The following is a 25,704-nucleotide window of genomic DNA, read 5'->3' as shown; positions in this document are numbered from 1 at the left end:
GATGGAGCGGCTGCGCACGTACGGCTTCGTCGCCGGGTTCCTCGCCGTCCCCCTCACGCTGTACACGGTCTTCGTCATCAGCCCGTACGCGCAGGCGTTCCAGCTCTCGCTGACGAACTGGAACGGCTACAGCTCGATCGTCCAGTACGTCGGGCTGGACAACTTCGGCCGGCTGCTCACCGACGAGGTCTTCTGGCGGGCGCTGCGCAACCATGGGCTCCTGCTGCTGGTGCTGCCGCTCGTGACCATCGTCATCGCGCTCTTCCTCGCCTTCCTGCTCAACCTCGGCGGCGGCACCCGCGGCGACGGCATGAGAGGGGTCTGGGGGTCGGCCTTCTACCGGGTGGTGTTCTTCTTCCCCCAGGTCCTGGCCGTGGCCGTGGTCGGCGTGCTGTTCCAGGCCGTCTACCGGCCCGACGAGGACGGCGTCGTCAACGGCGTGCTGGCCAGGTTCGGCCTCGAACCCGTCGGCTGGCTCATCGAGCCGGACCTCGCCCTGTGGTCGATCATCGCGGTCATGGTCTGGCAGGGGGTCGGCTTCTACGTGGTGCTGTTCTCCGCGGGCATGGCCGCCATCCCCAAGGACTACTTCGAGGCCGCCGCGCTGGACGGGGCCGGCCGCGTCCGGCTGTTCTTCTCGATCACGCTGCCGCTGCTGCGCGACACCGTGCGGGTCGGCTGGATCTACCTGGGCATCGCGGCCTTCGACGGGTTCGCGCTCGTCCAGGTGCTGGCGGGCGACAAGGGCGAGCCCGACAGGGCCACCACCATCCTGCCGATCACCATCTACAACACCGCCTTCTCCTACCAGAAGGTCGGGTACGCGTCCGCGATGGGCGTGGCGCTGTTCTTCCTCACCGTGACCTTCGCGGTGCTGACCTTGCGCACGACCGGACGCGAGAGGGTTGAGCCGTAGATGGGCACGCGGAAAACGGACCGGCCGCCGCTCGGCGTGCTCGGCGGGCTCTCCCACGTGGCGCTGGCCGTCTGGGCGCTGCTGATCGTCGCCCCGCTGCTGTGGACGTTCCTGGCCTCGTTCAAGAGCAACACCGAGATCTTCGGCGACCCGCTGCGGCTGCCCGGCGCGCTGCGCCTCGACGCGTGGGGCCGGGCCTGGGACACGGCGCACATCGGGCTGTACATGCTGAACACCGTCGTCGTGGTGGTCCTCGGCACGGCGGGCACCATGGTGTTCGGGTCGATGGCGGCGTACGTGCTGGCGCGCTACCGGTTCGCCGGCAGCAGGCTGCTCTACTACTACTTCGTGGCCGGGCTGGCCTTCCCGGTGTTCCTGGCGCTCGGACCGCTGTTCTTCGTGGTCAAACAGGTCGGGCTGCTCAACAGCCACGTCGGCCTCGTGCTGGTCTACATCGCCTACTCGCTGCCGTTCACGGTGTTCTTCCTGGCGGCCTTCTTCCGGACGCTGCCGGAGGCCGTGGCCGAGGCCGCCCGGATCGACGGCGCCTCGCACACCCGCACGTTCCTCCAGATCATGGTGCCCATGGCCCGGCCGGGCCTGATCAGCATCACCATCTTCAACGTGCTCGGCCAGTGGAACCAGTACCTCCTGCCCCTCGTCCTGCTCGCCGGCGCGCCGGACAAGTGGGTGCTCACCCAGGGCATCGCCCGCATCTCCACGCTGGCCGGCTACGAGGCGGACTGGCCCGGCCTGTTCGCCGCCCTGTCCATCACCATCCTCCCGGTCATGATCGTGTACATCGTCTTCCAGCGGCAGATCCAGTCCGGCCTCGGCGCGGGCGCCCTGAAGTAACGTGGCCGCATGGACGTCGAGAGCAAGCTCAGCGACCTGCCCCGATGGCGGCGCGAGGGCGACGAGATCAAGCGCACGATCACCGCGCCCGACTTCCCCACGGCCATCCGCATCGTCGACGAGATCGCGGTCCGGGCGGAGGAGGCCAACCATCATCCCGACATCGACATCCGGTGGCGCACCCTCCACCTGGCCCTCACCACCCACGACAAGGGCGGCCTCACCGACCTCGACTTCACGCTGGCCGCCGTGATCGACGACATCGCGGCAAAACACGGCGCCCAGGCCGAATGACCGTACGTAGCAGGCCGGTCACTCGTTAAAGTGGGGTCCCCTCGGAGCCCCCGAAGCCGGAGGGGGCTCCCGTCGTGGGAGGTCACCATGCGCGTGCCCGCAGTCCTGCTCGTCTTCCTGACCGCGATGGCCGGGGGCTGCGCGGGCCCTCCGGCCCCGATCGACAACGTCCAGAACGCCAAGGGGGCGCGCGGCGAGGTGGTCAACCTCAACGCCGCCGGCGAGTTCGCCGCCGACGCCGACACGGCCGTCGCCTACGACCGCAAGCTCGCCCCCGAGGGCGCCCAGGCCAGCGTGAGCGTCGAGTCGTCCGAGGGCCAGACCCGCACCTCGCTCGTCGTCGAGGGCCTGCTGCCCCAGCACCACTACGGCGCCCACCTGCACGCCAAGCCGTGCGGCGACCGTCCCGACGACGCGGGCTCCCACTACCAGCACCATCCCGGCCGGATCGACCCCGGCAGCGAGATCTGGCTCGACTTCACCACCGACACCGAGGGCGCGGGACGCGCCAGCGCCCGCAACGACTGGGCGCTGGAACGTGCCAAGCTGCCCGGCTCCCTCGTCATCCACGCCCAGCCCACCACGACCTCGGGCCCGCAGGCCGGCCAGGCCGGCCCCCGCATCGCCTGCCTCACCCTGGCCTGACGGCCCCACCACCCGGACCTCTCCACTCCGGCGCCGGGGGAGAGGTCCGGCGGGTCATTCCCCGTGGTAGAGGCGTTCGAGATCCACGAGCTGGAGCTGCCCCGCGCTCCTCCTGGCGCGTTCCCGGAGCGCGGGCATGAAACCGGCGCCGCTGAACAGCGTGATGGCGTTCGGGGCCCGGCCCTGCTCCCGCAGGATCGTCGCGATCCGCTCCATCCGTTCGAGGTGCGCCAGGCCCATCGTGTCGCCCCACTTCGCCTCGCCGATGGCCAGGACCCTGCCGTCGGCGTCCAGCGCGACGAGGTCAACCTCGTGGTTGGCGCGGGTGGCGGGGTCATGGACGACGCCGGACAGGACCTGCATGGCCATGCCCCCGAGGGTTTCGTCGGCGGCCATGCTGTGCGCCCAGGTCCTGCAGATGTGCTCGAAGACCGGCCCGGTCACGGCGCTGCGGAAACGCGGCTGGGCGGCCGTCCACAGGCGTTCGGTCCGGCCCGGTCGCACCTGTTCGAGCTGCGCGTAGACGGGTCTCATGACCGAGTGGTAGAAGCGGACCAGCGGCTCGGTGATGCGGTAGGCGGAGCGGTTGCGCCGGAAGGCGTCCGGCTCGACCGTCAGCAGCCCCGCGCCGGCGAGCACGGTCAGATGGTGGGAGATGTCCGTGGCCTTGCGCTCGATCCGGCTCGCGATGGAGCCCCGGGTGCAGTTCCCCTCGGCGACGGCGGCGAGCACCGTGTGGTACAGGCCGGTGTTCGTGAGCGTCGGATCCTCCGCGAGCAGCGCTCTCACCTCCCTGAAGAGCGGGCTGGCCGGGCTGAGGACGTGCTCGATCACCCACCGGTCGAAGTCCTCCAGGCTGGTGGGGGCGGCGCCGCGCAGGAACTCGGTCCGGTACGCCGGCGTCCCGCCCACGACCAGGTAGACGAGTGCGGCGAGCCGTAGGTCGTCCAGCTTCCAGAACTCGCGGGCGGCGCGGTAGTCGAAGGTCGGCACGATCAGCTCCAGTGACGCGCGCCCGCGCAACGGAGCACTGCCCATCAGCAGGTTGCCCATGAACGAGATCGACGAGCCGCAGAGCAGGATCCGCGCCCGCGACTCCACCCGCTCCCTGCGCCGGGGCGACAGCGCCCGCTGGATCAGCGAGGGCAGCTCCGGCGCCCCGTGCACCAGGTAGGGAAACTCGTCGATGACCACGGGGACGGGACGCTCACCCCCGAGCGCGAGCAAGGCGTCGAGGGCCTCCTCCCAGTGCGTGAACCGCACCGTCCCCGGCGCGCCCGCATGGCGTCCCACCGCTTCGCCGAGTTGCCGTAGTGCCTCCTGCCGGGGCACGGCCTCCGTCGCCGAGTAGTAGAAGCCGCCGGTGGCCTCGCACACGGCTTCGAGCAGGAACGTCTTGCCCTGCCGCCGCTGTCCCGACACGACGCCGAGGCTCGCCCCGGGCTCCTGGTCGGTGACGAACCTGGTGAGCTGCGCCCACTCCCAGGTGCGGTCGAACATGTCCGTGGGCTTCGGCAGATTCATGAGTCCCCCCTGCTTTTAGGAGTGCAATTATAAGAAGTGCACTCCTAAAAGCAGCGGAACGGGGTTCGGTCAGGGGTTCTTGGCCAGGGTGAAGGAGCCGGCGGCGATGGCGAGTTGTTCCACCAGCGTCTGGTCCGGGATCGGGGCCGTCGGGTCGATCGCCATCGTGGTGACGACGTACGCCTTGCCCGCCGCCGTACGCGCCAGGAAGCTCAGGTCCGACACCCCGGGCTCCGAGCCGCCCTTGAACCACCGGACCGGCCACTCGGCCGGGTCCAGGGCGAGGCCCGCGTCGTTGATCGACATGATCTCGCCGATCCGGCGGTCGCCCAGCTTCACCAGCCCCGCGTAGGCCCGGCAGATCTGGTTCGGTGAGGCGTACCACTCCACGGAGCCCAGCTCGCGCGGCTCGGGCCACGCCTGGATCTTCGACAGCGGCACCCGGGCGGTGACCTTCTCCAGGTAGACGCGCTGCTTGGCGTCGTTCAGCGACAGATAGCGCTTGGCGTGGCGCGGGTAGTCGGCGCCCTTGAGCACGAACAGGTCGCGGGTCGTCATGAGCGGCACGTTGCGCTTGTCGTTCACGCCCCAGGCGCGCATCGTGCGTTCCACCGCCTTGCGGCCCACCTTGTGGATCAGCAGGTCGGTGGCCGTGTTGTCGCTGATGGAGATCATCAGCTTGGCGGCCTCCAGCACCGACACCTTGCTGCCGTCGGGCCGGTCCTGGAGTTCGCCGGTCGGCAGGCTCTTCAGCTCGGGGGTGATCGTGAGCTGGGTGTTCCAGCCGAGCGCGCCGCTCCTGACACGCTCGGCCACCGCGCCCAGCACGTACAGCTTGATCATGGAGCCGAGCGGGCGGGGCTCGCCGGCGGCGAGCGTGTGCACGGGCCGGCACCTGCCGTCGGAGCCCAGCTCGGCGGCGAGGAAGCCGGCCTGCGGGGTGGCCGCGCGCAGGCGCTCGTCCACCTCGGTCCAGCTCTTCGGGGCCGGGCGCGGCTGGAGCGGCTCGCGGAACTGCAGGCCGGCGATCAGGCCCGCGCCGTCCACGGACAGCAGGAGCTCGTACGGCTTGGCGGCCACCACGACCCGGGCGACGAGCTGCGTGTCCTGCGCCGACACCAGCCGCTCCAGCGTCATCGCCGCGAAGGCCGCCAGCACCTGGTTGACCTGCGCGGGCGGGATGGCCTTGAGGAAGTCGGCGCTGAAGTGCAGGCCCAGCTCGCCGTCCGCGATCGGCGTGCGCTTGACCGCGTCGAGCAGCCAGCCGAGCTGCCGTCCCGCCGGGGTGTCGGGGATCTCGGGCGCGGCGGCCACCGAAGCGGCCGTGGCCTGGGCGGGGACCGGCAGGGTGACGCAGGCCGTCATGGCGATCGCAGCCGTGGCCGCCGCGAGGGCCCGGACGGGCTTCGACGGGGTGTGCATGAGATGACTCCATTCGACGGATCGGCTTCGGAGCTCCAGCCAACCGCGACGGGCGGGTCCGTGACCACCGTGCGGGCCGCCGTCCCGGCTGGTGAGGCCGGCCGCGCGAAATATGCGGATAACCTCATAGACGCCGCTCCCGAACGTTCGTCACGATGAGGCTCCATGAGTTCCAGGCTGCCGGCCGGGTCGCTGGCCTCGATCGCCGCCGGCAGCGTCGTGATCGGCGCGCTCCTGGAGAGCGGCCTGCCCGCTCCCGCGTCGCAGTGGACGTTCATCGTCTGCGCGCTGCCGCTGCCCGCGCTCGGCCTGCTGCTGGCCGTCCGGCGGCCCGAGCTGCGCTACGGCTGGCTGCTCCTGGCCACCGCGCTGTCCTTCGGGCTCGCCACGCTCGGCGTGGGGCTGTCGATGCGGGGCGTCCCCGCGCTCATCGGCGCCCCGCTCGCCGCCCTGTTCACGGTGTTCTACGGCCTGTCCTGGATCTTCGTGCCCCTGCTGTTCCCCGACGGGCGGCTGCCGTCGCGCCGGTGGCGCGCCGTGGCGTGGATCTCCGGCGTGGCGGTCGTGCTGCACGGGGGAGGGCTCCTGCTGGGCGGCCTGTCGCCGTCGCGGGGGACCCGGCCGCCGACGAGCTTCGATCTCGTCCTGGCGTTCGTCGCGGGGGGCGGGCAACTGGTCACGTGGATCATGGCGGTGGTCGTGTTCTGCGGCCTCGTCGTCCGCTGGCGGCGCGCCGACCCGCCCGAGCGCGGCCAGTACGCCTGGATGGTCTCGGGCGCGGCGGCGACCGTGGTGGGCGCGGTGCTGCTGATGGCGTTCGTCGCCGGCGGGACGCGGGCCGGCGTGGCCGGGTTCCTGGGGATCGTGATGGTGATGGCCGCGCTGCCCGCCGCCATCGCCGTGGCGATCGTCCGCCACCGGCTGCTGGACGTGCGCGTCGGCCTGCGCGGATCGCGCCTGCACCTGGTGTTCGACCTGCGGCCGACGGTGGACGAGGTGCTGTCCGACCTCGGCACGGCGCTGGAGGACACCCCCGAACCGGTCGAGCAGCTCGGACGGCTGGCCGCCGCGGTGCGCACCGGGCTGGAGCTGCGCTGGGCGGCCGTGGCGCTCGACGACGGCACCCGCGTGGTCTCCGGCAGGCAGGACGACCGCGCGGTGCTGGAGCTGCCGGTACGCGGCGGGCGCATCGAGTGCGGCCCCAAGCAGAGCGGCCCGCTGACCCGCGTGGACCGCCGGCTGGTGCGGGCCCTGGCCGTGCCCGCCGGGCTGGCCATCCAGAGCGCCGGGCTGGTCACCCGCCTGGTCAACGCCCAGGAGGCCGAGCGCCGCCGCATCGAGCGCAACATCCACGACGGCGTGCAGCAGCAACTCGTCGCCCTCATCGCGGGCCTGGAGCTGGCCAGGGCGACCGGCGCGGGCCCGGACACCCTCGCCGACCTGCGCGAGCAGGCCCGCCAGACGCTCACCGACCTGCGCGAGCTGGCCGCCGGCATCCATCCCTCCTCGCTCAGCCAGGGCGGCCTGGTGGAGGCCGTGGAGGAGCGCTGCTCGCGCCTGCCCGTGCGGACGACGGTGAGCGCGCCCCCGTCACTGCGGGCCAGGCGGTTCGCCGACGAGGTCGAGGGTGCGATGTACTTCACGGTGAGCGAGACCGTGGCGAACGCGCTCAAGCACGCGGGCGCGACGGCCATCGAGGTGCGCCTGGCCCACGACGACGGCCGCCTGCGGGCCACGGTCGCCGACGACGGCCGGGGCTTCGAGCCGCGTACGGCGTCCAGGAGAGGGCTGGCCACGCTCGCGGACCGGCTCGACGCGCTCGGCGGGAGCCTGACGGTGGACAGCGGGCCGGGAGAGGGGACACGGGTGAACGCGTGGGTGCCGGTCGATGCCTGAGACGATCCGCACGGTGGTGGCCGACGATCACTACCTGGTGCGCGAGGGCACCCGGCGGTTGCTGGAGACGTCCGGCGAGGTGACGGTCGTGGGCGCGGTGGGCGACGCCGACGAGCTGCTCGACGCCGTACGCCGGCTGCGCCCCGACGTCGTGATCACCGACATCCGGATGCCCGGAGGGCGGTGGCGGGCGGGCTTCGAGGGCATCGACGCGGCCCACCGGATCCGTTCCGCGCATCCCGGGGTCGGGGTGGTGGTGCTGTCGCAGTTCTCGGACGCGCTGTTCGCGTTCGAGCTGTTCAAGCACGGCACCGAGGGGTTCGCCTACCTGCTCAAGGACCGGGTCGGGGACCTCGACGAGCTGCTCGGGGCGATCAGGGCGGTCGCCTCCGGCGGCTCGGTCATCGACCCGAAGGTGGTCGAGGGCCTGCTGGCCAGGCGTGACGTACGGGGCCAGCAGGAGGCCCTGACCGCCCGCGAGCGGGACGTGCTGCGCGAGATGGCCCACGGCCGGACGAACTCCGCCATCGCCCGCGCCCTGCACCTGTCGATCTCGTCGGTGGAGAAGAACGTGAACGCCATCTTCACCAAGCTCGGCCTGGAGAACAGCGGTGACGTGCACAGGAGGGTGGCCGCGGTGCTGGCCTACCTGGGGCCGGAGCCGCCCGATCAGCGGTAGGCGAGGCGGCGCAGCAGGATCTCGGCCGGGCCGCGGTAGCCGACGCGGCGCATGAGGTCGGCGAGCAGCAGCGAGATTCCCCAGGTGCCCGCCGCGACGAGCGTGGCGCCGAACAGGCCCAGGTGGTCCTGCAGGCCCAGCCCGTACGGGAAGAAGACCAGGACGAACGCGATGGACTGGAAGAGGTACAGGCTCATCGAGCGCTGCCCGAGGGCCTCGACCATCGTGGTGAGCCGGCTGCGCCGCCGCCCGGCGCGGATCGCGACGAGGGCGATCAGGGCCGCCAGGCCGATGCCGCCGGCGTATCCGGTGAGGGGCTGGAGCAGCACGGCCGTCCAGAGCGCGGCCGGGGACGGAGCGGTCCACAGCCCGGCCTGGATGAGCGCCGCGGGGACCGAGCCGGCCACGGACACGGCGGTGGTGCCGACGGCGGCGCGCAGCAGCAGGCCGCGGTGCCGTACGGGCTCCTCCAGGTAGCGGCGGCGCGCCGCCCACATGCCCAGCACCACGCCGGGGACGACCGAGAGGCCGCCGACGACCAGGCCGAAGGGCCACACGAGCAGCCGTTCGACGAGCATCGTCCAGAAGTCCGCGTCGCCCGCGGCGTTGCTGCCCGCCGTGAACGTGGAGATGCCCTGCGACATCGGGAACCACATGCCGATCCCGACCATGGCGGTGGCGGGCACCAGGGTGAGCCCGGCGGTCCACAGCAGGGTCGTGTCCTTGCGCCGTAGCAGGCCGGCCAGCAGCACGGAGGCGAGCCCGTACATGGCGAGGATGTCGATCGAGACCAGCAGCGCCGTGTGCACGAGGCCGAAGGCCACCAGCCACCATCCGCGCCGGCGCAGCAGCTTGCGGGCGCCGACCCAGTCGCCGCCGGAGCGGGCGAGCTGCCGGTCGAGCATCTGCACCAGCGCGTAGCCGAACAGGAAGGCGAACATCGGCCGCGCGTGGTTGTTGACGAACAGGAAGTGGAAGACGTCGGTGATCACGTTGAGCACGGCGGGGCCGCGGTGGACGTCGGTGACGAACAGCGGCGCGTGCGCGAACGCGATGGCCAGCAACATCGCGCCGCGCGCCAGGTCGGGGGCGAGGGCCCGCCCCGGGAGGGCGGCGCCGGGCCGGGCCGGCGCCACGATGGGCATGGTCAATGCTCCTCCTGAACGCATGGTGTCAACCGCCGCTGGTCTTCATGTACTGGGCCGTCTCGATGTTCTTGTGCAGCGCGGTGACGATGGGTTCGACGGGGGTCGCCAGTTGCCGGATGCGGTCGCGGTGCAGGTGCGCCTCGCGCTCGTCCACCACCCCCTTGAGCCGGGCCGTGACGGCCAGCGCCGCCAGGGCGCCCAGCTTCCGCTCCACGCGGGCGACCGGCCGGCTGCCGCGGACGGCCCGGCCGACTCGTTCGGCGAGCCTGCGTGACAGGTACGCCTTGCGCGGCACGATCCGCTGGACCGGGAAGACCAGCACCCAGTGCCGCTCCACCCGGATCAGCCGGTCGGCGGCCAGCTCGTCGCGTACGAGGTGGACCGCCTTCGTGTGGTCCTTGCCGACCCAGTGCCGCCAGGGCCGGGGCGGCGAGGCCGAGATCTGCTCCCAGACGATCGCCCGCAGCGACTTCGGCCCGGCGCCGGCGGGGGCGGTCACGGCCCGCGCCCGGCCGGAGTCGTCGGCGAGGTCGCCCGCGAGCAGCAGCTCGGCCAGGGTCGTCGCGCGCAGCAGGTAACCGAGCACGCCCCGGTTCGCCAGCCGCTCCTTACGCAGGTCGAAGGCCAGCAGGAAGGCCGCCCGCGTCAGCGTCTCATCCTGCTTCACCGTCGTCTCCATCCTCTTGCTCCTCTTCTGTGGTGGCGCGCGGCCGGCCGCGCGGGCGCATCCGCCCCACCCCGTCGGGCAGCCGCCCGGCTTCCGCGAGCGCCCTGCGCAGCAGGAACTCGATCTGGGAGTTCGTGCTGCGCAGCTCGTCGGAGGCCCACCTGGACAGTGCGTCGTGGACCACGGGGTCGAGCCGCAACAGGAGTTTCTTCCGCTCCACGGCGATTACTGGTAGAGCGTGCCCGTGTTGACGACCGGCTGGGTGTCGCGATCGCCCACCAGTACCACGAGCAGGTTGCTCACCATGGCCGCCTTGCGCTCCTCGTCCAGCTCCACCACGTCGTGCTCGGCGAGCTTGGCCAGCGCCATCTCCACCATGCCGACCGCGCCCTCGACGATCCGCTGCCGGGCCGCCACCACCGCGCCGGCCTGCTGGCGGCGCAGCATCGCGTGCGCGATCTCGGGCGCGTAGGCCAGGTGGATGATGCGGGACTCGATGACCTTCACCCCGGCGGAGGCGACCCTGGCCCCGATCTCGGTGGAGAGCTGGTCGTTGATCTCCTCGGCGTTGTCGCGCAGCGACAGCCGCGGCTCGCCGTGGGCGTCGTAGGGGTAGGCGCCGGCGATGTGCCGGACGGCCGTCTCCGCCTGGATGGCCACGAACTCCACGAAGTCGTCCACCTCGAACACGGCCTGCGCGGTGTCCTGCACCTGCCAGACCACCACCGTCGCGATCTGGATCGGGTTGCCGTCGGCGTCGTTGACCTTGGTGACGTCGGTCTCGTGGTTGCGGATCCTGGTGGAGACCCGGCGGCGCTGGGTGATCGGGTTGACCCACTGGAAGCCGGGGGTGCGCAGGGTGCCGACGTAGCGGCCGAGGAGCTGCACGACCCGGGCCTCGCCCGGCGCGACGGCGGTGAGCCCGAAGAACATCACGAACCCGACCAGGATCACCAGGATGCTCACGAGGAGCAGCAGGAGCCCCGCGGCCCCCGAGCCCGTGGCGAGCATCGCGATGGCCAGGACGAGCAGCGCGAGCCCGGCCAGTTCCAGCACCGTCGAAACGGTCAGCATCATGAATCCGCCGGCCGCCCTGAGCGGGCGCTCGCTGGTGTGGGGCGCGGGCATGTCGATGACGCCGCCCTCCAGGACGGCCCCGCTCGATGTCTCCGTCATCGTCCTTCCTCCTTCTGTGTGACTTCATCTTGCTAGCAAAGTGATATCACTTTTTCGGCGAGGAGGAAAGCCCGGTGGTAGGGCTGGCCCTACCGGGCGGCGGGGTGACGGCGGCAGTGCGGACCGGCCCGCGCGCCCGTAGGGTTTCCGTCATGCGAAGAACGGCGCTGATCACGGGCCTGCTCGGGCTCGCCGCGATGCTGACCGGCTGCGGCCTGACCCAGCACAACGAGGACACCGTGTCCTACGACGTCACGGAGGCGGTGGCGGCCCTGCACGTCGAGAACGACTCCGGCGACGTGGAGGTGGTCGAGTCCGACCGGCGCGGCATCCACGTGAGCGAGCGGCTGTCGTGGAACAAGGACAAGCCCAAGACCAGCCACCAGGTGCGGGGCGACACCCTCGAACTGAAGTACACCTGTCCCACCACGTGGGGCCTCGGCGCCGCGGGGGTCTCGTGCAGGGTGGACTACACGATCGAGGTGCCCAAGGGGCTGCGCGTGCAGGCCAGTGCCGACTCCGGCGACCTCACGCTGAAGGGCCTGTCGGGCGAGCTGAAGGCGACGACCGACTCCGGCGGCATCCAGGCCGACGATCTGACCGGCGAGCGGGTCGTCGTGCAGACCGACTCGGGAGACCTCACGCTGAACGGCCTGTCGGGCACGCTGGACGCGAAGAGCGACTCCGGCGCCATCGAGGCCGGCGGGCTGACGGGCAAGCGGGTCGTCACGCAGACCAGCTCCGGCAGCGTGACGCTGACCTTCACCGCCCAGCCCGACCAGGTCACGACCGCCTCCGACTCGGGCTCCACCGTGGTCCACGTGCCGCAGGGGCCGTACCACATCGTGGCCACGACCGACTCGGGGAGCAAGGAGATCAACGCCACCGCCGACGCCTCGGCCCCGCGCTCGATCAAGCTGTCCAGCGACTCGGGGGACATCGAGGTCGTCACCCCCTGACGACCCCTGACGGGCGGCGGGTCAGCCGTGCGAGTAGACCACGATCGACACGGCGATGTACTGCACCAGGTAGGCGGCGATCGTGAACGCGTGGAACACCTCGTGGAAGCCGAACCAGCGGGGTGAGGGATCGGGGCGGCGCAGGCCGTAGACGACGGCACCGGCCGAGTAGAACACGCCGCCCACGGCCACCAGCACGACGGCCGCCACGCCCGCGCCCTCCAGCAACTGCGGCATGACGAAGATCGCCGCCCAGCCCAGCGCCAGGTACAGCACCGTGTACAGCCAGCGCGGCGCGCCCATCCAGAACACCCGGAACAGCACCCCGGCCAGCGCCCCGCCCCAGATCACGGACAACACCGCGATCCGGGCCACCCCGTCGAGCGCCAGCAGGGCGAACGGGGTGTAGGTGCCCGCGATGATCAGATAGATGTTCGCGTGATCGAACCGGCGCAGGACCTCCGCCAGCCGGGGCCCCAGCGTGCTGCGATGGTAGGTGGCCGAGATGCCGAACAGCAGGGCCGACGTGACGGCGTAAACGACGGAGGCCAGACGGGCCTGCAAGGTGGGGCCGAGTGCCACGAGCACGAAACCGGCGATCAAGGTGACGGGCAGCGCTCCGGTGTGCAACCAGCCTCGCAGCCGAGGCTTGACGGTGATGGTCGTCATGTAACCTACGGTACCGTAGGTTACGGAAACCACCGACCTGTGGTACCCCGGTCAGAGGCCCGCGAAGAACCGGGCCGCGATGGGCACGGCGGTGGCCCGGCCCGACCCGCCGTTGCGTACGAAGACACAGAAGGCCAGGTCGTCGCGGTAACCGATGAACCAGGCGTGCGACGTCTCGTCCTCCACCTCGGCCGTGCCCGTCTTGCCGGAGACGCCCTCGGGCAGCCCCGACTCGCGGGCCGTCCCGAAGTCGACGACGGCCGCCATCATGTTCCGCAGCGCGGCCACCACGTTCTCGTCCATCCGCACGTCCCCGTGCGGGACGCCGTCGATCCGGCGGACCAGTTCCTCGGTCAGCAGCCGCGGCGAGCGCCAGGTGCCGTTCTGGACGGCGGCGGCCAGCGCGGCCATGCAGAGCGGGGTGGTGACGACCTCGCCCTGGCCGATGGCGTCGGCGGCCAGCATGTCGGGGTCCTCGGCCTCGGGCACGGTGCCGCAGGTCCCGCCGATCCCGGTCGCGATCGGGCGGCCGAAGCCCCACTCGTCCGCGGTCCTGGTCAGCTCCTGCCCCGTCAGCCGGGTGGTCGCCTGCTCCACGAACGTGGTGTTGCAGGAGTGGGCGAAGGCGTCGGTGAGCGTGACGACGCCGCGGTCCACCTCGCCGTCGTTCCTGATGAGCCCGTGGAACGGGATCTGGTACGAGCCGGGGCAGCCGACCTGGGCCGCCGGGTCGAGCCCGTCCTCGATCAGCGCCGCCGCCGTGATCGTCTTGAAGATCGAGCCGGGCGGGAACACGTCCCGGACGGCGCTGTAGTTGTCCCCGAGGCGGTCGGCCAGCGCGAGGATCTCGCCCGTGCTGGGCCGGACGACGATGATCGTGGAGTCCGCCACCCCGTCCAGCGCCCGCGCCGCCGCGGCCTGGACGGGACGCGACAGCGTGGTGCGCTCGACGTTCGCCTTGGGCATGCGGGTCAGCAGCGGCGAGTCGGGCCGCCCCGGCACCTTCGACACCAGCGTCCAGCCGTAGTTGACGTGCTCGAACTCGGGCTTGAGCGGGTTCAGGTACGCCTCGGCGTAGCTGTCGTTCGGGATCTTGTCGCCCTCGCTGGTGACCAGTTCGGCCGCCGACGTCTCGACCTCCTCCAGTTCCAGCGTGCCGCCGTTCCCGAGCAGCGGGTGCAGCGTCTCGGGGGCCCACAGGACCTTCCAGGCGCGATCCCGCACGGCCAGCCGCAACGTGCCGGCGAACGGCCAGTCGCCGAGTTCGGCGAGCTCGCGCACCCCCGCGAACGGCACCTCGGCGGCCTGCTCGCCCGTGCTGCGCACCTGCCCGGGGGTGAGCTGGAGGGTCTCGACGTGTAACTCGTCGCTCAGCTCCCGATGCCGGACGGCGAAGTCGGGCGGCGGCTGGTACACCAGCCGTTCCATCGCCGACACGTTCCCCCGCCGCCAGGCGTCGAAGTACGCGGTGGCCGTCTGGAGGGCGCTGCCCTTGACCCGGTTCGACGCCACGACGGCGAAGGCGCCCGCCCCGGCCACCGCGGTTACCGCGATTACGAGCACAATCAGCTTGCGTCGCATACGGTTTCTCCCAGGAGGGGATCAGACTTGGCTCGTGGACAGCGGGAACCGATGCCTGGCATGTACCCGGTGACGTTCGGCGCGGTCGAACTTCTCAGGGACCTGGACAGGCGGGACGGCTGGGTGCTGTCCAAGGATGGCGTACCTCAGTCGTACGTGGACCTACAAGACCCGACATATCTGGAATTTGAGTATGTACAGCTGATGGCCGACGTGATCGACGTCCTGCCGGACGGGCCACTGAGCTGCGTGCACGTGGGCGGCGGCGCCTGCACCATCCCGCGCTTCGTGGCCGCCACCCGTCCGGGCTCCCGGCACATCGTCATCGAGCCGGACGGCCTGCTGGTCGATCTCGTCCGCGAGTACCTGAACCTGCGCTCGATCCCCCGGCTGAAGGTCCTCGTCACCGGAGGCAGGGAGGGCACCGCCACGGTCTGGGACGAGTCGGCCGACCTGGTGGTCCTCGACGCCTTCGCGGGCGCGACGATGCCGGTCGAACTGGCCACGACCGAGTACATGGGCGATCTCGCCCGGGTCCTGCGCCCCACCGGCACCCTGCTGATCAACCTGGCCGACGGCAAGGGCCTGCCCTTCACCCGGCGCCTGCTGGCCACCGTCGCCAGTACGTTCGGGCAGGTGGCCCTGGTGGCCGAGCCCGGCGTCATGCGGGGCCGCCGCTTCGGCAACCTGATCGTGGCGGCGTCGCGGACGGCGCTCCCGCTCGACCTGATGACCAGGCAGGCGGCACGCGGCCTGACACAGGCCAGATGCGTGCACGGGGAGGCGCTGACGAACTTCATCGCCGGCGCGGCCCCCATCAACGACGGCGACCCGGTCATGGCCCCCGCCCCACCCCCGGCCGTCTTCGACTGACGGGCCCGGCCGCTCGTCGAGGGCGGGGCGGCCACGGTGGAACGCCGCCATGGGCACATACTCGGATACGTGAATCTCGGCCAAGAGCAGTATGTCTCGGTGACCAGCTATCGCAAGGACGGCACCCCGGTCGCCACCCCCGTTTGGGCGGTCCAGGACGGTGCGGCGGTGCTGATCTGGACCGCCGCCGACTCGGGCAAGGTCAAACGCATCCGGAACAACCCGGAGGTCAGCGTGGCCGGGTGCGACTTCCGGGGCAAGCTCAAAACCCCGCCCGTCCAGGGCAGGGCCGAGATCCTCGACGCCGCCGCGACCGAGCGCGTACGCGACCTCCTGCGCCGCAAATACGGCCTCATGGGACGCCTCACCATCCTCGGCAGCAGGCTGCGCCGGGGCGCCGGCGGCACGGTGGGGGTGCGGATCACCGATATTTGACCCGCCGCTGGTCTCTTTCCGGGCAAGAGCCGGAAAGCAGACCAGCATGGGGGAAATTGCTCGATCGTGGTGGTTGCTGCTGATCAGGGGGGTGGCGGCCATCATCTTCGGCGTGCTGGCCCTCATCTGGCCCGGGATCACGCTGCTCGTACTGGTGATCTTCTTCGGCGCGTACGCGCTGGTCAGCGGAATCTTCGCGCTGTTCGCCGGGTTCCGGCACGAGGCGCGGTCCAGAGCCTGGCTGATCATCTCCGGAATCCTCGGCATCCTGGCCGGAATCGTGGCCTTCATCTGGCCGGGCATCACGTCGCTGGCCCTGCTCTACGTGGTGGCCTTCTGGGCCATCTTCGCCGGCGTCTCCGAGATCGTGGCCGGGATCCAGCTCCGCAAGCAGATCGAGAACGAGTGGATGCTCATCGTCGGCGGCGTCCTGTCGGTGATCCTGGGCGTGCTGCTGCTCATCTGGCCGGGCGCGGGCATGCTCAGCCTCGTGTGGCTGATCGGCATCTTCGCGATCCTGTACGGGATCGCCATGATCGCACTCTCTCTTCGCGTGAAGAACTTCACGCCAAGGGAGCATGTGCCGTAAATTTTATGTAGAGACCCGTGTTCCTCGATAGGTCCTCAAGGGGTGCTGGAGGGGAACACTCAGGCCCGATCCGCCCACCGTGGAGGCGCCATGGACGTGCACACCCGCCTAGCCCGCCACCTGCTCGTCGACGGTTACCGTCTCGTGCTCGACCTGGAGCTCAGCCACGGCTCATGGCTGGTCGACGCCCGCAACGGCCGCCGCTACCTCGACTTCTACACCTTCTTCGCCTCGGCCCCGCTCGGCGTGAACCCGCCCTTCGACCCCGACTTCGTCCGGCTGCTCGGCCAGGTGGCCCGCAACAAACCGGCCAACCCCGACATCTACACCGAGCACCTGGCGGACTTCGTCGACACCTTCACCCGCGTGCTCGGCGACCCCGACCTGCCGCACCTGTTCTTCGTCGAGGGCGGCGCCCTGGCCGTCGAGAACGCGCTGAAGACCGCCTTCGACTACAAGAGCCGCCGCAACGAGGCCGCGGGCCGCTCGCGTGACCTGGGCACCAAGGTCATGCACCTGACCAAAGCCTTCCACGGGCGCAGCGGCTACACCCTCAGCCTGACCAACACCGAGCCCGGCAAGACCGACCGCTTCCCCAAGTTCGACTGGCCGCGCATCGACGTGCCCGCCATCCACTTCGGCGACGTCGAGGCCGCCGAGGGGCGGGCGCTGGCCCAGGCGCGGGAGGCGTTCGAGCGTGACCCGTACGGCATCGCCTGCTTCATCGCCGAACCCATCCAGGGGGAGGGCGGCGACAACCACATGCGGGCCGAGTTCCTGCGGGCCATGCAGGACCTGTGCCACGAGTACGACGCGCTGTTCATCCTCGACGAGGTGCAGACCGGCGGCGGCACGACCGGATCCGCGTGGGCCTACCAGCAACTGGGGCTGGCGCCCGATGTGGTGGCGTTCGCCAAGAAGGTGCAGGTCGGCGGGATCATGGCGGGGCGCAGGGTGGACCAGGTGCCCGACAACGTCTTCCAGCAGAGCGGCCGGATCAACTCCACGTGGGGCGGCGGCCTGGTGGACATGGTGCGCAGCCGCGGCATCCTGGAGATCGTCGAGCGGGACGGCCTGATCAACCGCGCCGGCACCGTCGGGAACGACCTGCTCGAACGGCTGTCCAAGCTGGAGGCCGAGAACCCGCAGTCGATGGCGAACGTGCGGGGCCGCGGCCTCATGTGCGCCTTCGACCTGCCCGACCAGGCCGCCCGCGACGCCCTGGTGACCCGGCTCCGGGAGGAGCACGGCGTGCTGGTGCTGCCGTGCGGCCCCAGGTCCGTACGCCTGCGCCCCGCCCTGAACATCCCCGAGGCCGACCTCGACCTCGGCCTGGCCGCCCTGTCCGCGGCGCTCTGAACGACAGCCGAGAGGCGGCCGTGTGATCCCCGGCCCTGCCGGCCAGGGCCGGGGTCACTGCGTGACGCTGGCCCTGCTGCGGTGGGGGCCGGCGTAACGCCAGAAGAAGTTGAGCAGCACGCTGATCCGGTTGCGCCCGCCCAGCAGGTACGCGACGTGCACGAAGATCCAGATCAGCCAGGCGGGCAGCCCGTGCATCGTCAGCCCGTTCTCGAGCTGCAGCACCGCCTCCGCCTTGCCGACCGTCGCCATGATCCCCGGATCGCGGTACGCGAACGGCCGCGCCCGCCCGCCCTTCGCCATCGCCGCGATCTGCCTGCCCACGTGCCGGCCCATCTGGATCGCCGGCTGCGCGAGCTGCGGCGGCGCGTGCGGCGGCCCGGCCAGGTCGCCCACCACGAAGATCTCCGGGTGCCCCGGCACGTTCAGCGCCTCCGTGACCGCGACCCGGCCGCCCTTGCCCTGCTCCAGCCCCCACGAGGGCACCTCGGGCGGCGCGGTGACGCCCAGCGCCCACACGGTCACGTCACTCTTCAGCCGGGTGCCGTCGGCCAGCAGCACCGCGTCCGGCTCCACGCCCGCGACGGTGGCGCCGAGCCGCAGGCGCACCCCGCGCCTGAGCAACGCCTCCGCCGCCGCCTCCCGCAACCGCGGCTTGTACGGCGCCAGCACGTACGCGAACCGCTCCACCAGGGTCACGCTCGTCTGGTCGGGCCGCACCTCGGGATGTGTCAGGGGGATCGTGTTGCGCCGCAGTTCGGCCAGCGTGCCCGCCGTCTCGACGCCTGTCGCCCCCGCGCCCACCACCACGACGTGCATGCTGTCGCGCCGTCCGGCCGCCGTGTCCTCCAGGTAGTGCTGCAGCCGCCGCCGCAGCCCGGCCGCGTCGCCGAGCGAGTAGATCGGCAGCGCGTTCTCCCGCGCCCCCGGCACGTTCAGCCAGTTGGTGGTGACGCCGGTGGCCAGCACGAGGTAGTCGTAGTCGATCGCGTCGCCGTCCTCGAACTCCACCCGCCGCTCGTCGGCCAGCACCTTGCTCAGCGCGGCCCGCCGCGCCCGGACGTTCGGCCATCGGGCGGCGAAGGTCCGGATCGGGTAGGAGACGTCGGCCGTGCCCATCCCGGCCGTGGCCACCTGGTAGAGGAGGGGTTGGAAGGTCGCGTACGGGTGCCGGTCGACCAGCATCACCAGTGCGCCGCTCCTGGCCAGTTCCCGTGTCGTCGCCAGTCCGGCGAAACCGGCGCCCACGACGACGACCCGCGCTCTGTGCACCATGATCTCTCCTTCCCCCGCGAGGGGCACTCGGATGTCAATGGCACAGCCAGCATCTCTTAAACGGCCGTCCGGCGATGGGGGAGGAACGACCGCCATGCCCGGCGCGGCGCACGGCGAACCCGCCTCGTGACCCGGCCGTCCGAAGGCGCGGGAGAACGGTGATCGGCCGCCGCTACTGGCGGCGCGACAGCCAGAGCCCGATGGCGGTGACCCTGGAGTCGACGCCGAGCTTGGCGTAGATCCGGTTGACGTGGTTCTTGACGGTCTTCTCGCTGAGGAAGAGCCGTTGCGCGATCTGCCCGTTGGACTGACCTGTGGCGATCAGGTCCATGACCTCGGCCTCGCGTTTGCTCAGTGACGTGAACACGCTATCGAAAGCTGCGTCGTCGACTCTCATCCGGCCTCCGGGGGCGCGCAGACGGTCAGATCGCCGATGGCCCCCGTGCTGCCGGCGTTAGCGTTAGACAGCGAGCATAACCCGCATTGTCATGATTTGGGGCCGTTGCCCGAAAGAAAACGACAACGGCCGGTCCGAAGGACCGGCCGCTTGCCTTGGGGTGAGTGAAGGGACTTGAACCCTCGACATCCAGGACCACAACCTGGCGCTCTGCCAACTGAGCTACACCCACCATGCCCGCCCGCTGTGTGACGGCACAGGAAAAGTGTAGCGGTGTTCGGGAGTCTTTACGCCACTCGATTATCCGCTGACACGTTCGGCGAGGCCCCTGGCGGTGCTCGAATCGGGCCCCGGCTGACCCACGAAGACGGCCGCGCGGTAGTAACGAAGCTCCCTGATGCTCTCCGTGATATCGGCCAAAGCCCTGTGCCCGCCCTGCTTTTCGGGCGCGGCGAAATAGACCCGCGGGTACCACCGGCGGACCAACTCCTTGATCGAGGAGACGTCGACCATCCGGTAGTGCAAATACGCGTCCACCCCGGGCATGTCGCGGGCGATGAACGTCCGGTCGGTGCCGATCGAGTTGCCGCACAGCGGAGCCTTCTTCGGCTCGGGCACATGGCGGCGGATGTAGTCGAGCACCAGCGACTCCGCCTCGGCCAGGGTCACCCCGCCCGGCAACTCGGGCAGCAGGCCGGAGGCGGTGTGCATCTCGCGCACCACCTGCGACATCTGCTCCAGGGACTCCGGCGGCGGCTTGATCACCACGTCGACGCCCTCGTCGAGCTGGTTCAGCTCGCTGTCGGTGACGACGCACGCCACCTCGACGAGCGCGTCGCGGCTCAGGTCGAGCCCGGTCATCTCACAGTCGATCCAGACCAGCAAGTCACTCATACGATCTCCTCGCCCAGCGGCTCGGAGCGATCCGCCCGCTTGTTACCCCACCAGCCTAGTGCCACCGATCAAGCGGGCTTGAGGGAGCCGAGAACCTTGCCGACCACGTCGGTGCCCAGATTGTCGGGAACGGAGACGTAAACGATCGCCGGGCTCTGGCCCTCACCGCGGTCCATGAGCACGATCGCCCCGTTCTCCTTTTTCCACTTGAAGCCGTTCTCCTCCGAGACCTTGGTGAAGTCGAGCTCGAACTGCAGCACCCACGCGTCGCGGTCGCCGATCTTCATGGCCTTGTCGGCGACGACCTCGCTCTCGTGCGCGAGCTGGTAGAACTGCGTGGTGAAGTGCACGAACACGGCCTTGGCCGTGTCGCCCATGCCCGCCACGCCGCTGTAGGGGTAGAGCTCGTTCAGCAGGCCCGTGTAGACGTTGCCGACCCAGTCGAAGCGGCCGTCGTACTTCTCCTGCGAGATGGCCTTGACACCGGCGGTCCACTGCTGCTCGGTGGGCCGGCCGCTGTTGACGTCGGAGGGGGCCGCCACGGCCCAGTCGTCCGGCACCTCGAAGGAGAGGCCGGCGCGCGGGTCGGTGACGACGTCGCCGGCCGGTTGGGGGAACTCGCCGCCCTGGCCGGGGCTGGGCACGGGGTCGCGCGACGGCGGCTCGTTCGAGGGCGGCTGGCGCGGCTCGTACGTGTCGGCCGGTCTCGGCTGCGCCGTGTTCCGGCCGTCGTCGCCGATGAAGAACAGGCCGGCCACCACGACCAGCGCGATCACCAGCAGCGCGGCCAGCCCGCCGAACACCCAGGGCAGCGGGTTGCCCTGCTTCGGCGGCGGGCCGTAACCGGGCCCCGGCGACGGCCCGCCGCCCCACTGCGGCTGCTGCTGGGTGGGGGCCGCGGGCCCGCCGTAGGGGCTGTGCCCGTGGGCCGGCTGCCCGAACTGCAGCGTGGGGTTGGCCGGCGTCGCCGACCAGTTCGGGCCGGACGGCGACTGGGGCCCGGACGGCGGCGAGCCGGGCTGAGACGGTGGCCCGGACGGCGGTTGCGGCTGCGGGCCGGTGGGCGGCTGCTGGGGCTGGGCCGGCCCCTGCTCCTGGACGTGGGTGGCGTCCGTCCACTGGGCGCCGTCCCACCAGCGGAGTTGTGGCTCTCCGTAGGGGTCCGGGTACCAGCCCGCGGGGGTCTGCGTGGTCATGTTCGCCAGATTAGTAAGAACCGCTATGAGATGCATTGCCGCCGGGTGATCAACACTTGTACGTGAAGCTCGCCTTCCCGGTGCGCACCGGCCCCGGCGTGAGGATGCGCAGCGTGGCGGTGGCCTTGACCTCGCTCTTCCCGCGCAGCGTCCACCGCAGCGGCACCGCGTACGACGTCTGGTCGGCCTTCGTGCGCAGCGTTCCCCTGACGACCTCCTTGTCCAGGTTCTTGCGCCACTCGTAGGTGATCTCGCCGGGCGCCCCGTTCGTCACGACGGTGCCCGTGACGAGGACGGCGCTGTCGCAGCCCTGCGTCTTCTTCGGCGCGGCCACCTTGACCGACTCGACCGCCAGTTCCGGCACGTTCCCCAGCCGGAACCAGGCCAGCAACGCCCCCACCATGATCACGGCGAAGACCGCGGCGGACAGGATCGTCCGCCTGCGCCGCGCCCGCGACGCCCTGGCCCGCGCGGCCGGCCGGTGCACGGTGGACGCCTCCTCGCGCCCCGTCCGCCAGATCCGTTCCGCGGGCGTCTCGGGGTGCCGGGGCTGGGTGCTCACGTCGACCCCGGGCCCGAACTGGACCGGCCCCGACGGCTGCCCCGGCACGTGCAGGAGCGTGACGATGTCGCCCTCGTCGTGCGGCGTCGCGACCGGAGCCGGCCCGTACGAGCGCGGCTGCGCGAACGCCGACCGCCCGCGCGCCGCCCTGGCCAGCCCGTCCCTGCTGATCCGGCCGCCGGGCAGCCGGCCCCGCTCGTTGACCAGCAGGTCGCGCGCGCTCCCCAGACCCAGGGTCTGCGCGGTGGCCGCGGCGCGGTCGAACAACTCGGCGACCTCCGGTGCGGCGCGCCCGGAGGTGGCGGCCAGGCCGCGGGCCAGCGAGGCCCAGCCCGCCGCGTCCCGCTCGCGTGGCGAGACCTGGGCGCGGATGGCGTCGGACAGGCCGCGCTCCGACAGCAGCGAGACGCCCTCCGCGGTGATCACGATCGTGCCCGGGTGCACCGAGCCGTGCGTGACCCCGGCCGCGTGCAGCGCGAGCAGTGTCTGGGCGGTCTCCACCAGCACGGACGCCGCCCCGTTCGGATCGACGGGCGAGCCGCCGCCCGCGCCGGCGGCGAGCAGGTCGGCCAGCGTGGGGCTGACCGCCTGCGCGGTCAGCAGCCACACCTGGTCGCCGGCCGCGACCACGTCGGCCACCGGGATGAGCCCGGTCAGCCCGGCCAGCACGAGCCGCTGGTCGGTCATGACCGCCTGGACGACGCGCTCGCGCACGCCCGGCAGCCCCACGAGCCTCGGGTCGAACAGCAGGGCGCCCGCCCTGCGGCCGTCGGGTGAGATGGCGTCGATCCAGTTGCCGAGCTCGGTCATCCAGGTGTGCTCGGTGAGCCGGAACCCGGCGATACCGTTCTGAGGGTTGTCCATCGCCGTTGCCCCCCGGGCGCGTCTAGCGCTTGTTTCTGTGCCGTCCCGCCCTTCGGCGCCTCACCGCAAGTGTGACCGGAAGCGCGCCCGTCGTCATCAGGCCGAGGGCGAGCAATGCGCCGGCGCTCGACAGCCGCGGCTGCTCCGGCGTGACGGTGGGCCGCTCGCCGCCGACGGGCGTCTCCTCGCCGCCGGGCGACGGGGACTGCGGCGGCGAGACAGTGTTGCGCGTCGGCACGGGCGTCGGTGTGACCGGGACGGGCGTCGGGGTCGCGCGCGGGACGGTGGGCGAGGCGGACGGCTTGCGGTCCTCCACGTCGCCGCTCATCTCGGGCTCGGCGGACGGCGTCGGGGTCGGCGTCGCGGTCCGGCTCGGCCTGGGCGTCCTGGTCCTGGGCGGCGTCTTGACCGGCGTGGGCGTGGGCGTCGCGGTGGTCGTGCGCGTGGGCAGGACGGTCGCCGGCGCGACGGTCGGCGGCGCGGTGCTCACCGTGTCCGTGGGGCTGGGCTCGGGCGTGGTCTCGTCGAGGGTGATCGCCGGCTCCTCGGTCGGCTCCGCGGTCGTCTCCTCGGGCTCGGGCGTGAACGGCTGCGCGGTGCTCGGCCCGACCGAACTGGTCTGCGCCCGCAGCACCGGCTCCGACGGCCCCGAGACGAGGACCACCACCGCCGCGGCGATCAGCACCCCGGCGCCCGCCGCGCCCACCGCGATCTTGGCGGGCAGCCTGCGCAGGAGGCGCGCCGGCCGGGCGAAGCGGGTCTCGGCGAGCGAGGTCGCCGTCTGGGCCGGCTCGTCGAGCCCGCTCGGGAACAGCAGCACCAGCAGGCCCGCCAGGGCGGCCAGGCGGCGGCGTCCGCGCTCCTCCCAGTCCGCGCCGTAGCCCTCGGCCGCGACGGCCTCCAACTCGGTCAGGAACGCCTCCGCCGACGGGGGGCGTCCCGACGGGCTCTTGGCCAGGCCGCGCTCGACCAGGCTGCGCAGCGCCTCGGGGACCTCCTCGACGGGCGGGGACGCGCTCTGGTGCTGGCGGGCCAGCGCCGCGACGTTGGGGGCGCGGAACGGGCGTGTGCCGGTCAGGCACTCGAAGAACACGACGGTGGCCGCGTACACGTCGGTCGCGGGCCCGGCCGCGGCGCCCGCCCACTGCTCGGGCGCCATGTACGGGGGCGTGCCCGCCGCGCCGGCGTCCTCCCCGGCGCGGACCGCGATGCCGAAGTCCACGAGCTTGCTGGTGCCGTCGGCGCGCACCATGACGTTCTCGGGCTTGAAGTCGCGGTGCACGACGCCGATCGCGTGCGCCGAGGCCAGGCCGAGCAGCGAGCCCTTGAGCACGGTCAGCGCCGCCTCGGGGCCGGTGGGGCCCTCGGACCTGATGAGCTCGCGCAGCGAGACGCCGTTGATCAGCTCCATGATGATGGCCGCGCCCTGCCCGGCCTCGACGTAGTCGATCAGCCGGGCGTGGTACTGGCTCTGTAACGTGGCCAGCAGCCTGGCCTCGTGCCGGAACCGGGCGACGAACCCGACGTCGGACCTCAGCTCGTCGCTGAGGTACTTGATGGCGACTTCGGCGCCGTCGTGGTCACGCCTGGCCAGGACCACCCGGCCGGCCGCGCCCGAGCCCAGCTCGCGCACCTCGGTGTAGCCGGGGACCCCCCAGGGCCCATCACCGTACATAACGGTCTCCTCTGGAGTTCTGTGGGCCCCCACCCTCATCAAACGGTCCGTAGCTTAACCAGAGGGAACCGCTTTCCCGCTACCGGTATGCGACAAGTAGCGAAATGTCACTCATCGGTGCCAGAAGAGCTGGGGCGCGGCGTCACCCTCGGCGTCGCCTTGGGCGTTTCCTCGGGCTGCCGGGGCTCCTCGGACGGCTCCTTCGACGGCTCCTCCGACGGTTCTTCGCACGGTGGCGTGGAGCCGCTCGCGGAGGCGCCGCCGCCGGCCGCCGCCGGGTTCGTGACGGCCGTCACCGACCACTTCGTGCCGCAGGGCAGCCGCACCTCGTACCCGAAGGTCCGCCGGTAGGAGGTGCTGCCCGACAGGGTGACGGTCTGGGTGTCGGCCGCCTCGCCGGCGGTGAACCTGACGGTCAGCCGTACCGGCTGGGTGTTCCCCGTGGTCACGCTGACCGGCGCGCTCAGCCCGCCCCTGGTGCCGACGTCACCGATGGACACCCGGTCCACCCGCGGCGGGCAGGTCACCGCGGTCCGCGCGGTGCGGGTCGTCCCGCCGGCGGTGACCTGCGCCGTCAGCGTCGAGCCGCACGGGCGGGCACGGAACATACGCGTGAAGTCCCGGTCGTACGACGTCCGCCCCGACAGCGTCGCGGTCCTGGTGCCGGCCGGCTCGCCGTCCACCGCGAACCTGACCTGGACCGGGATCTCCCCGGTGCCGCTCGCGGCGACCCGCACCCGGGCGGTGGCCGTCAGCCCGGTCAGGCCGAGCCGCACGTCCAGCGCGGTCACGCCGGTCGGGCAGGGCGGCACGGCCAGCGACGCCGACCGGGGCCCGCCGGAGGCCGCGGGGGAGGTGGTGACGGTCAGCGTGACCGTCCCGCCGCACGGGGGCTCGCCCATCGTCCAGGTGATCCGCCGGTTGTAGGAGCCGGCGCCGCTGAGCCGCAGGCGCTCGGTGCGGCCGTCGGTGCCGGGGGCCGACCAGGCCGCCACGGCGGTGACAGGGCCGGTGCCGCTGGTGCGCAGGCCGATCGTGCTGCTCGCGAGGCCGTCCGCGCCGATCGTGATCTCACCCACGGTCACCCCGAGCACCGAGGTGGCCGGCGGCGGCGGATCCTCGGTGACGGTCCGGGTGGGCTGGGTCGCCGGGGG

25 protein-coding genes, 1 tRNA gene and 1 pseudogene are annotated in these 25,704 nt (G+C 71.7%); 11 read left to right on the top strand and 16 right to left on the bottom strand.

What is annotated here, in order from left to right; translation table 11 throughout:
- Position 1 precedes the first annotated feature (1 nt).
- The 4 genes from FAF44_RS18565 (at position 2) to FAF44_RS18550 (ending at position 2,710) form a co-directional block, all read left to right on the top strand.
- The gene (locus tag FAF44_RS18565; RefSeq protein WP_237104449.1) at positions 2-916 is read left to right on the top strand and encodes a carbohydrate ABC transporter permease; all 915 of its coding nucleotides are present in this window, start codon (positions 2-4) and stop codon (positions 914-916) included.
- Complete coding sequence (locus tag FAF44_RS18560; protein ID WP_237104448.1) at positions 917-1,771, top strand: carbohydrate ABC transporter permease; 855 nt, start codon at positions 917-919, stop codon at positions 1,769-1,771.
- A gap of 9 nt (positions 1,772-1,780) precedes the next feature.
- The gene (locus FAF44_RS18555; RefSeq protein ID WP_237104447.1) at positions 1,781-2,065 is read left to right on the top strand and encodes a 4a-hydroxytetrahydrobiopterin dehydratase; all 285 of its coding nucleotides are present in this window, start codon (positions 1,781-1,783) and stop codon (positions 2,063-2,065) included.
- A gap of 87 nt (positions 2,066-2,152) precedes the next feature.
- Entirely contained in the window at positions 2,153-2,710 is a 558-nt protein-coding gene (locus tag FAF44_RS18550) for a superoxide dismutase family protein (RefSeq protein ID WP_237104446.1), read from the top strand.
- Between the two features lie 54 nt (positions 2,711-2,764).
- On the opposite strand, the gene FAF44_RS18545 is transcribed toward FAF44_RS18550, so the two are convergent.
- Together FAF44_RS18545 and FAF44_RS18540 are read right to left on the bottom strand one after the other, a co-directional pair.
- Positions 2,765-4,234, bottom strand: coding sequence for an ATP-binding protein (locus tag FAF44_RS18545; protein ID WP_237104445.1), 1,470 nt, complete (start codon positions 4,232-4,234; stop codon positions 2,765-2,767).
- Positions 4,235-4,303: 69 nt separating this feature from the next.
- Positions 4,304-5,656, bottom strand: a complete 1,353-nt coding sequence (locus tag FAF44_RS18540; RefSeq protein WP_237104444.1) for a serine hydrolase — start codon at positions 5,654-5,656, stop codon at positions 4,304-4,306.
- Between the two features lie 165 nt (positions 5,657-5,821).
- On the opposite strand from FAF44_RS18540, the gene FAF44_RS18535 reads away from it, so the two are divergent.
- Both FAF44_RS18535 and FAF44_RS18530 read left to right on the top strand, forming a co-directional pair.
- The gene (locus FAF44_RS18535; RefSeq protein WP_237104443.1) at positions 5,822-7,552 is read left to right on the top strand and encodes a histidine kinase; all 1,731 of its coding nucleotides are present in this window, start codon (positions 5,822-5,824) and stop codon (positions 7,550-7,552) included.
- Complete coding sequence (locus FAF44_RS18530; RefSeq protein ID WP_237104442.1) at positions 7,545-8,231, top strand: response regulator transcription factor; 687 nt, start codon at positions 7,545-7,547, stop codon at positions 8,229-8,231. Before FAF44_RS18535 ends, FAF44_RS18530 begins: the two co-directional genes overlap by 8 nt.
- On the opposite strand, the gene FAF44_RS18525 is transcribed toward FAF44_RS18530, so the two are convergent.
- From FAF44_RS18525 to FAF44_RS18510, 4 genes are read right to left on the bottom strand one after another with little or no spacing between them, the layout of a single operon-like run.
- Complete coding sequence (locus tag FAF44_RS18525) at positions 8,222-9,376, bottom strand: DUF418 domain-containing protein (RefSeq protein ID WP_237104441.1); 1,155 nt, start codon at positions 9,374-9,376, stop codon at positions 8,222-8,224. The genes FAF44_RS18530 and FAF44_RS18525 overlap by 10 nt on opposite strands.
- A 28-nt stretch (positions 9,377-9,404) precedes the next feature.
- A complete protein-coding gene (locus tag FAF44_RS18520; RefSeq protein ID WP_237104440.1) occupies positions 9,405-10,058 on the bottom strand; it encodes a GPP34 family phosphoprotein in 654 nt (217 codons plus the stop codon).
- Positions 10,033-10,272: a hypothetical protein gene (locus tag FAF44_RS18515; protein WP_237104478.1), complete on the bottom strand. Its 240-nt coding sequence runs from the start codon at positions 10,270-10,272 to the stop codon at positions 10,033-10,035. Before FAF44_RS18515 ends, FAF44_RS18520 begins: the two co-directional genes overlap by 26 nt.
- Positions 10,272-11,222 carry an SPFH domain-containing protein gene (locus FAF44_RS18510; RefSeq protein WP_237104439.1) on the bottom strand — a complete coding sequence of 317 codons (951 nt, stop codon included), beginning with the start codon at positions 11,220-11,222 and terminating at the stop codon, positions 10,272-10,274. The genes FAF44_RS18515 and FAF44_RS18510 overlap by 1 nt, the downstream gene beginning before the upstream one ends.
- A 152-nt stretch (positions 11,223-11,374) precedes the next feature.
- On the opposite strand from FAF44_RS18510, the gene FAF44_RS18505 reads away from it, so the two are divergent.
- Positions 11,375-12,181 carry a DUF4097 family beta strand repeat-containing protein gene (locus tag FAF44_RS18505; RefSeq protein ID WP_237104438.1) on the top strand — a complete coding sequence of 269 codons (807 nt, stop codon included), beginning with the start codon at positions 11,375-11,377 and terminating at the stop codon, positions 12,179-12,181.
- 21 nt (positions 12,182-12,202) lie between these two features.
- On the opposite strand, the gene FAF44_RS18500 is transcribed toward FAF44_RS18505, so the two are convergent.
- Positions 12,203-12,850 carry a hemolysin III family protein gene (locus tag FAF44_RS18500; protein WP_237104437.1) on the bottom strand — a complete coding sequence of 216 codons (648 nt, stop codon included), beginning with the start codon at positions 12,848-12,850 and terminating at the stop codon, positions 12,203-12,205.
- Positions 12,851-12,901: 51 nt separating this feature from the next.
- Complete coding sequence (locus FAF44_RS18495; protein WP_237104436.1) at positions 12,902-14,431, bottom strand: penicillin-binding transpeptidase domain-containing protein; 1,530 nt, start codon at positions 14,429-14,431, stop codon at positions 12,902-12,904.
- 51 nt (positions 14,432-14,482) lie between these two features.
- Here FAF44_RS18495 and FAF44_RS18490 point away from each other — a divergent pair, with 51 nt between their 5' ends.
- The 4 genes from FAF44_RS18490 (at position 14,483) to lat (ending at position 17,687) form a co-directional block, all read left to right on the top strand.
- Entirely contained in the window at positions 14,483-15,304 is an 822-nt protein-coding gene (locus tag FAF44_RS18490; protein ID WP_272894693.1) for a spermidine synthase, read from the top strand.
- A 69-nt stretch (positions 15,305-15,373) separates the two neighbouring features.
- Positions 15,374-15,739 carry a PPOX class F420-dependent oxidoreductase gene (locus FAF44_RS18485; RefSeq protein ID WP_237104434.1) on the top strand — a complete coding sequence of 122 codons (366 nt, stop codon included), beginning with the start codon at positions 15,374-15,376 and terminating at the stop codon, positions 15,737-15,739.
- A gap of 46 nt (positions 15,740-15,785) precedes the next feature.
- Complete coding sequence (locus tag FAF44_RS18480) at positions 15,786-16,328, top strand: HdeD family acid-resistance protein (RefSeq protein ID WP_237104433.1); 543 nt, start codon at positions 15,786-15,788, stop codon at positions 16,326-16,328.
- Between the two features lie 90 nt (positions 16,329-16,418).
- Complete coding sequence (gene lat / locus FAF44_RS18475; RefSeq protein ID WP_237104432.1) at positions 16,419-17,687, top strand: L-lysine 6-transaminase; 1,269 nt, start codon at positions 16,419-16,421, stop codon at positions 17,685-17,687.
- Between the two features lie 54 nt (positions 17,688-17,741).
- On the opposite strand, the gene FAF44_RS18470 is transcribed toward lat, so the two are convergent.
- From FAF44_RS18470 to FAF44_RS18435, 8 genes and pseudogenes are all read right to left on the bottom strand, one after another.
- Positions 17,742-18,962: an NAD(P)/FAD-dependent oxidoreductase gene (locus FAF44_RS18470; RefSeq protein WP_237104431.1), complete on the bottom strand. Its 1,221-nt coding sequence runs from the start codon at positions 18,960-18,962 to the stop codon at positions 17,742-17,744.
- A gap of 172 nt (positions 18,963-19,134) precedes the next feature.
- Positions 19,135-19,329 carry a LuxR C-terminal-related transcriptional regulator gene (locus tag FAF44_RS18465; RefSeq protein ID WP_237104430.1) on the bottom strand — a complete coding sequence of 65 codons (195 nt, stop codon included), beginning with the start codon at positions 19,327-19,329 and terminating at the stop codon, positions 19,135-19,137.
- 186 nt (positions 19,330-19,515) lie between these two features.
- Positions 19,516-19,591, bottom strand: a tRNA-His gene (locus FAF44_RS18460).
- Positions 19,592-19,659: 68 nt separating this feature from the next.
- The gene (orn, locus tag FAF44_RS18455) at positions 19,660-20,253 is read right to left on the bottom strand and encodes an oligoribonuclease (protein WP_237104429.1); all 594 of its coding nucleotides are present in this window, start codon (positions 20,251-20,253) and stop codon (positions 19,660-19,662) included.
- Positions 20,254-20,321: 68 nt separating this feature from the next.
- A complete protein-coding gene (locus tag FAF44_RS18450; RefSeq protein ID WP_237104428.1) occupies positions 20,322-21,449 on the bottom strand; it encodes a DUF2510 domain-containing protein in 1,128 nt (375 codons plus the stop codon).
- Positions 21,450-21,498: 49 nt separating this feature from the next.
- Positions 21,499-22,875, bottom strand: coding sequence for a hypothetical protein (locus FAF44_RS18445; RefSeq protein ID WP_237104427.1), 1,377 nt, complete (start codon positions 22,873-22,875; stop codon positions 21,499-21,501).
- A 22-nt stretch (positions 22,876-22,897) separates the two neighbouring features.
- Positions 22,898-24,550, bottom strand: coding sequence for a serine/threonine-protein kinase (locus tag FAF44_RS18440; protein ID WP_237104426.1), 1,653 nt, complete (start codon positions 24,548-24,550; stop codon positions 22,898-22,900).
- 107 nt (positions 24,551-24,657) lie between these two features.
- A pseudogene (locus FAF44_RS18435) lies at positions 24,658-25,704 on the bottom strand (hypothetical protein); the annotation flags it as partial.

It is taken from the genome of Nonomuraea sp. MG754425 (assembly GCF_021699195.1).
Classification (GTDB): Bacteria; Actinomycetota; Actinomycetes; order Streptosporangiales; family Streptosporangiaceae; genus Nonomuraea.
The sequence above is the reverse complement of the archived record's forward strand: the minus strand, read 5'-3'. Positions and strand labels throughout refer to the sequence as shown.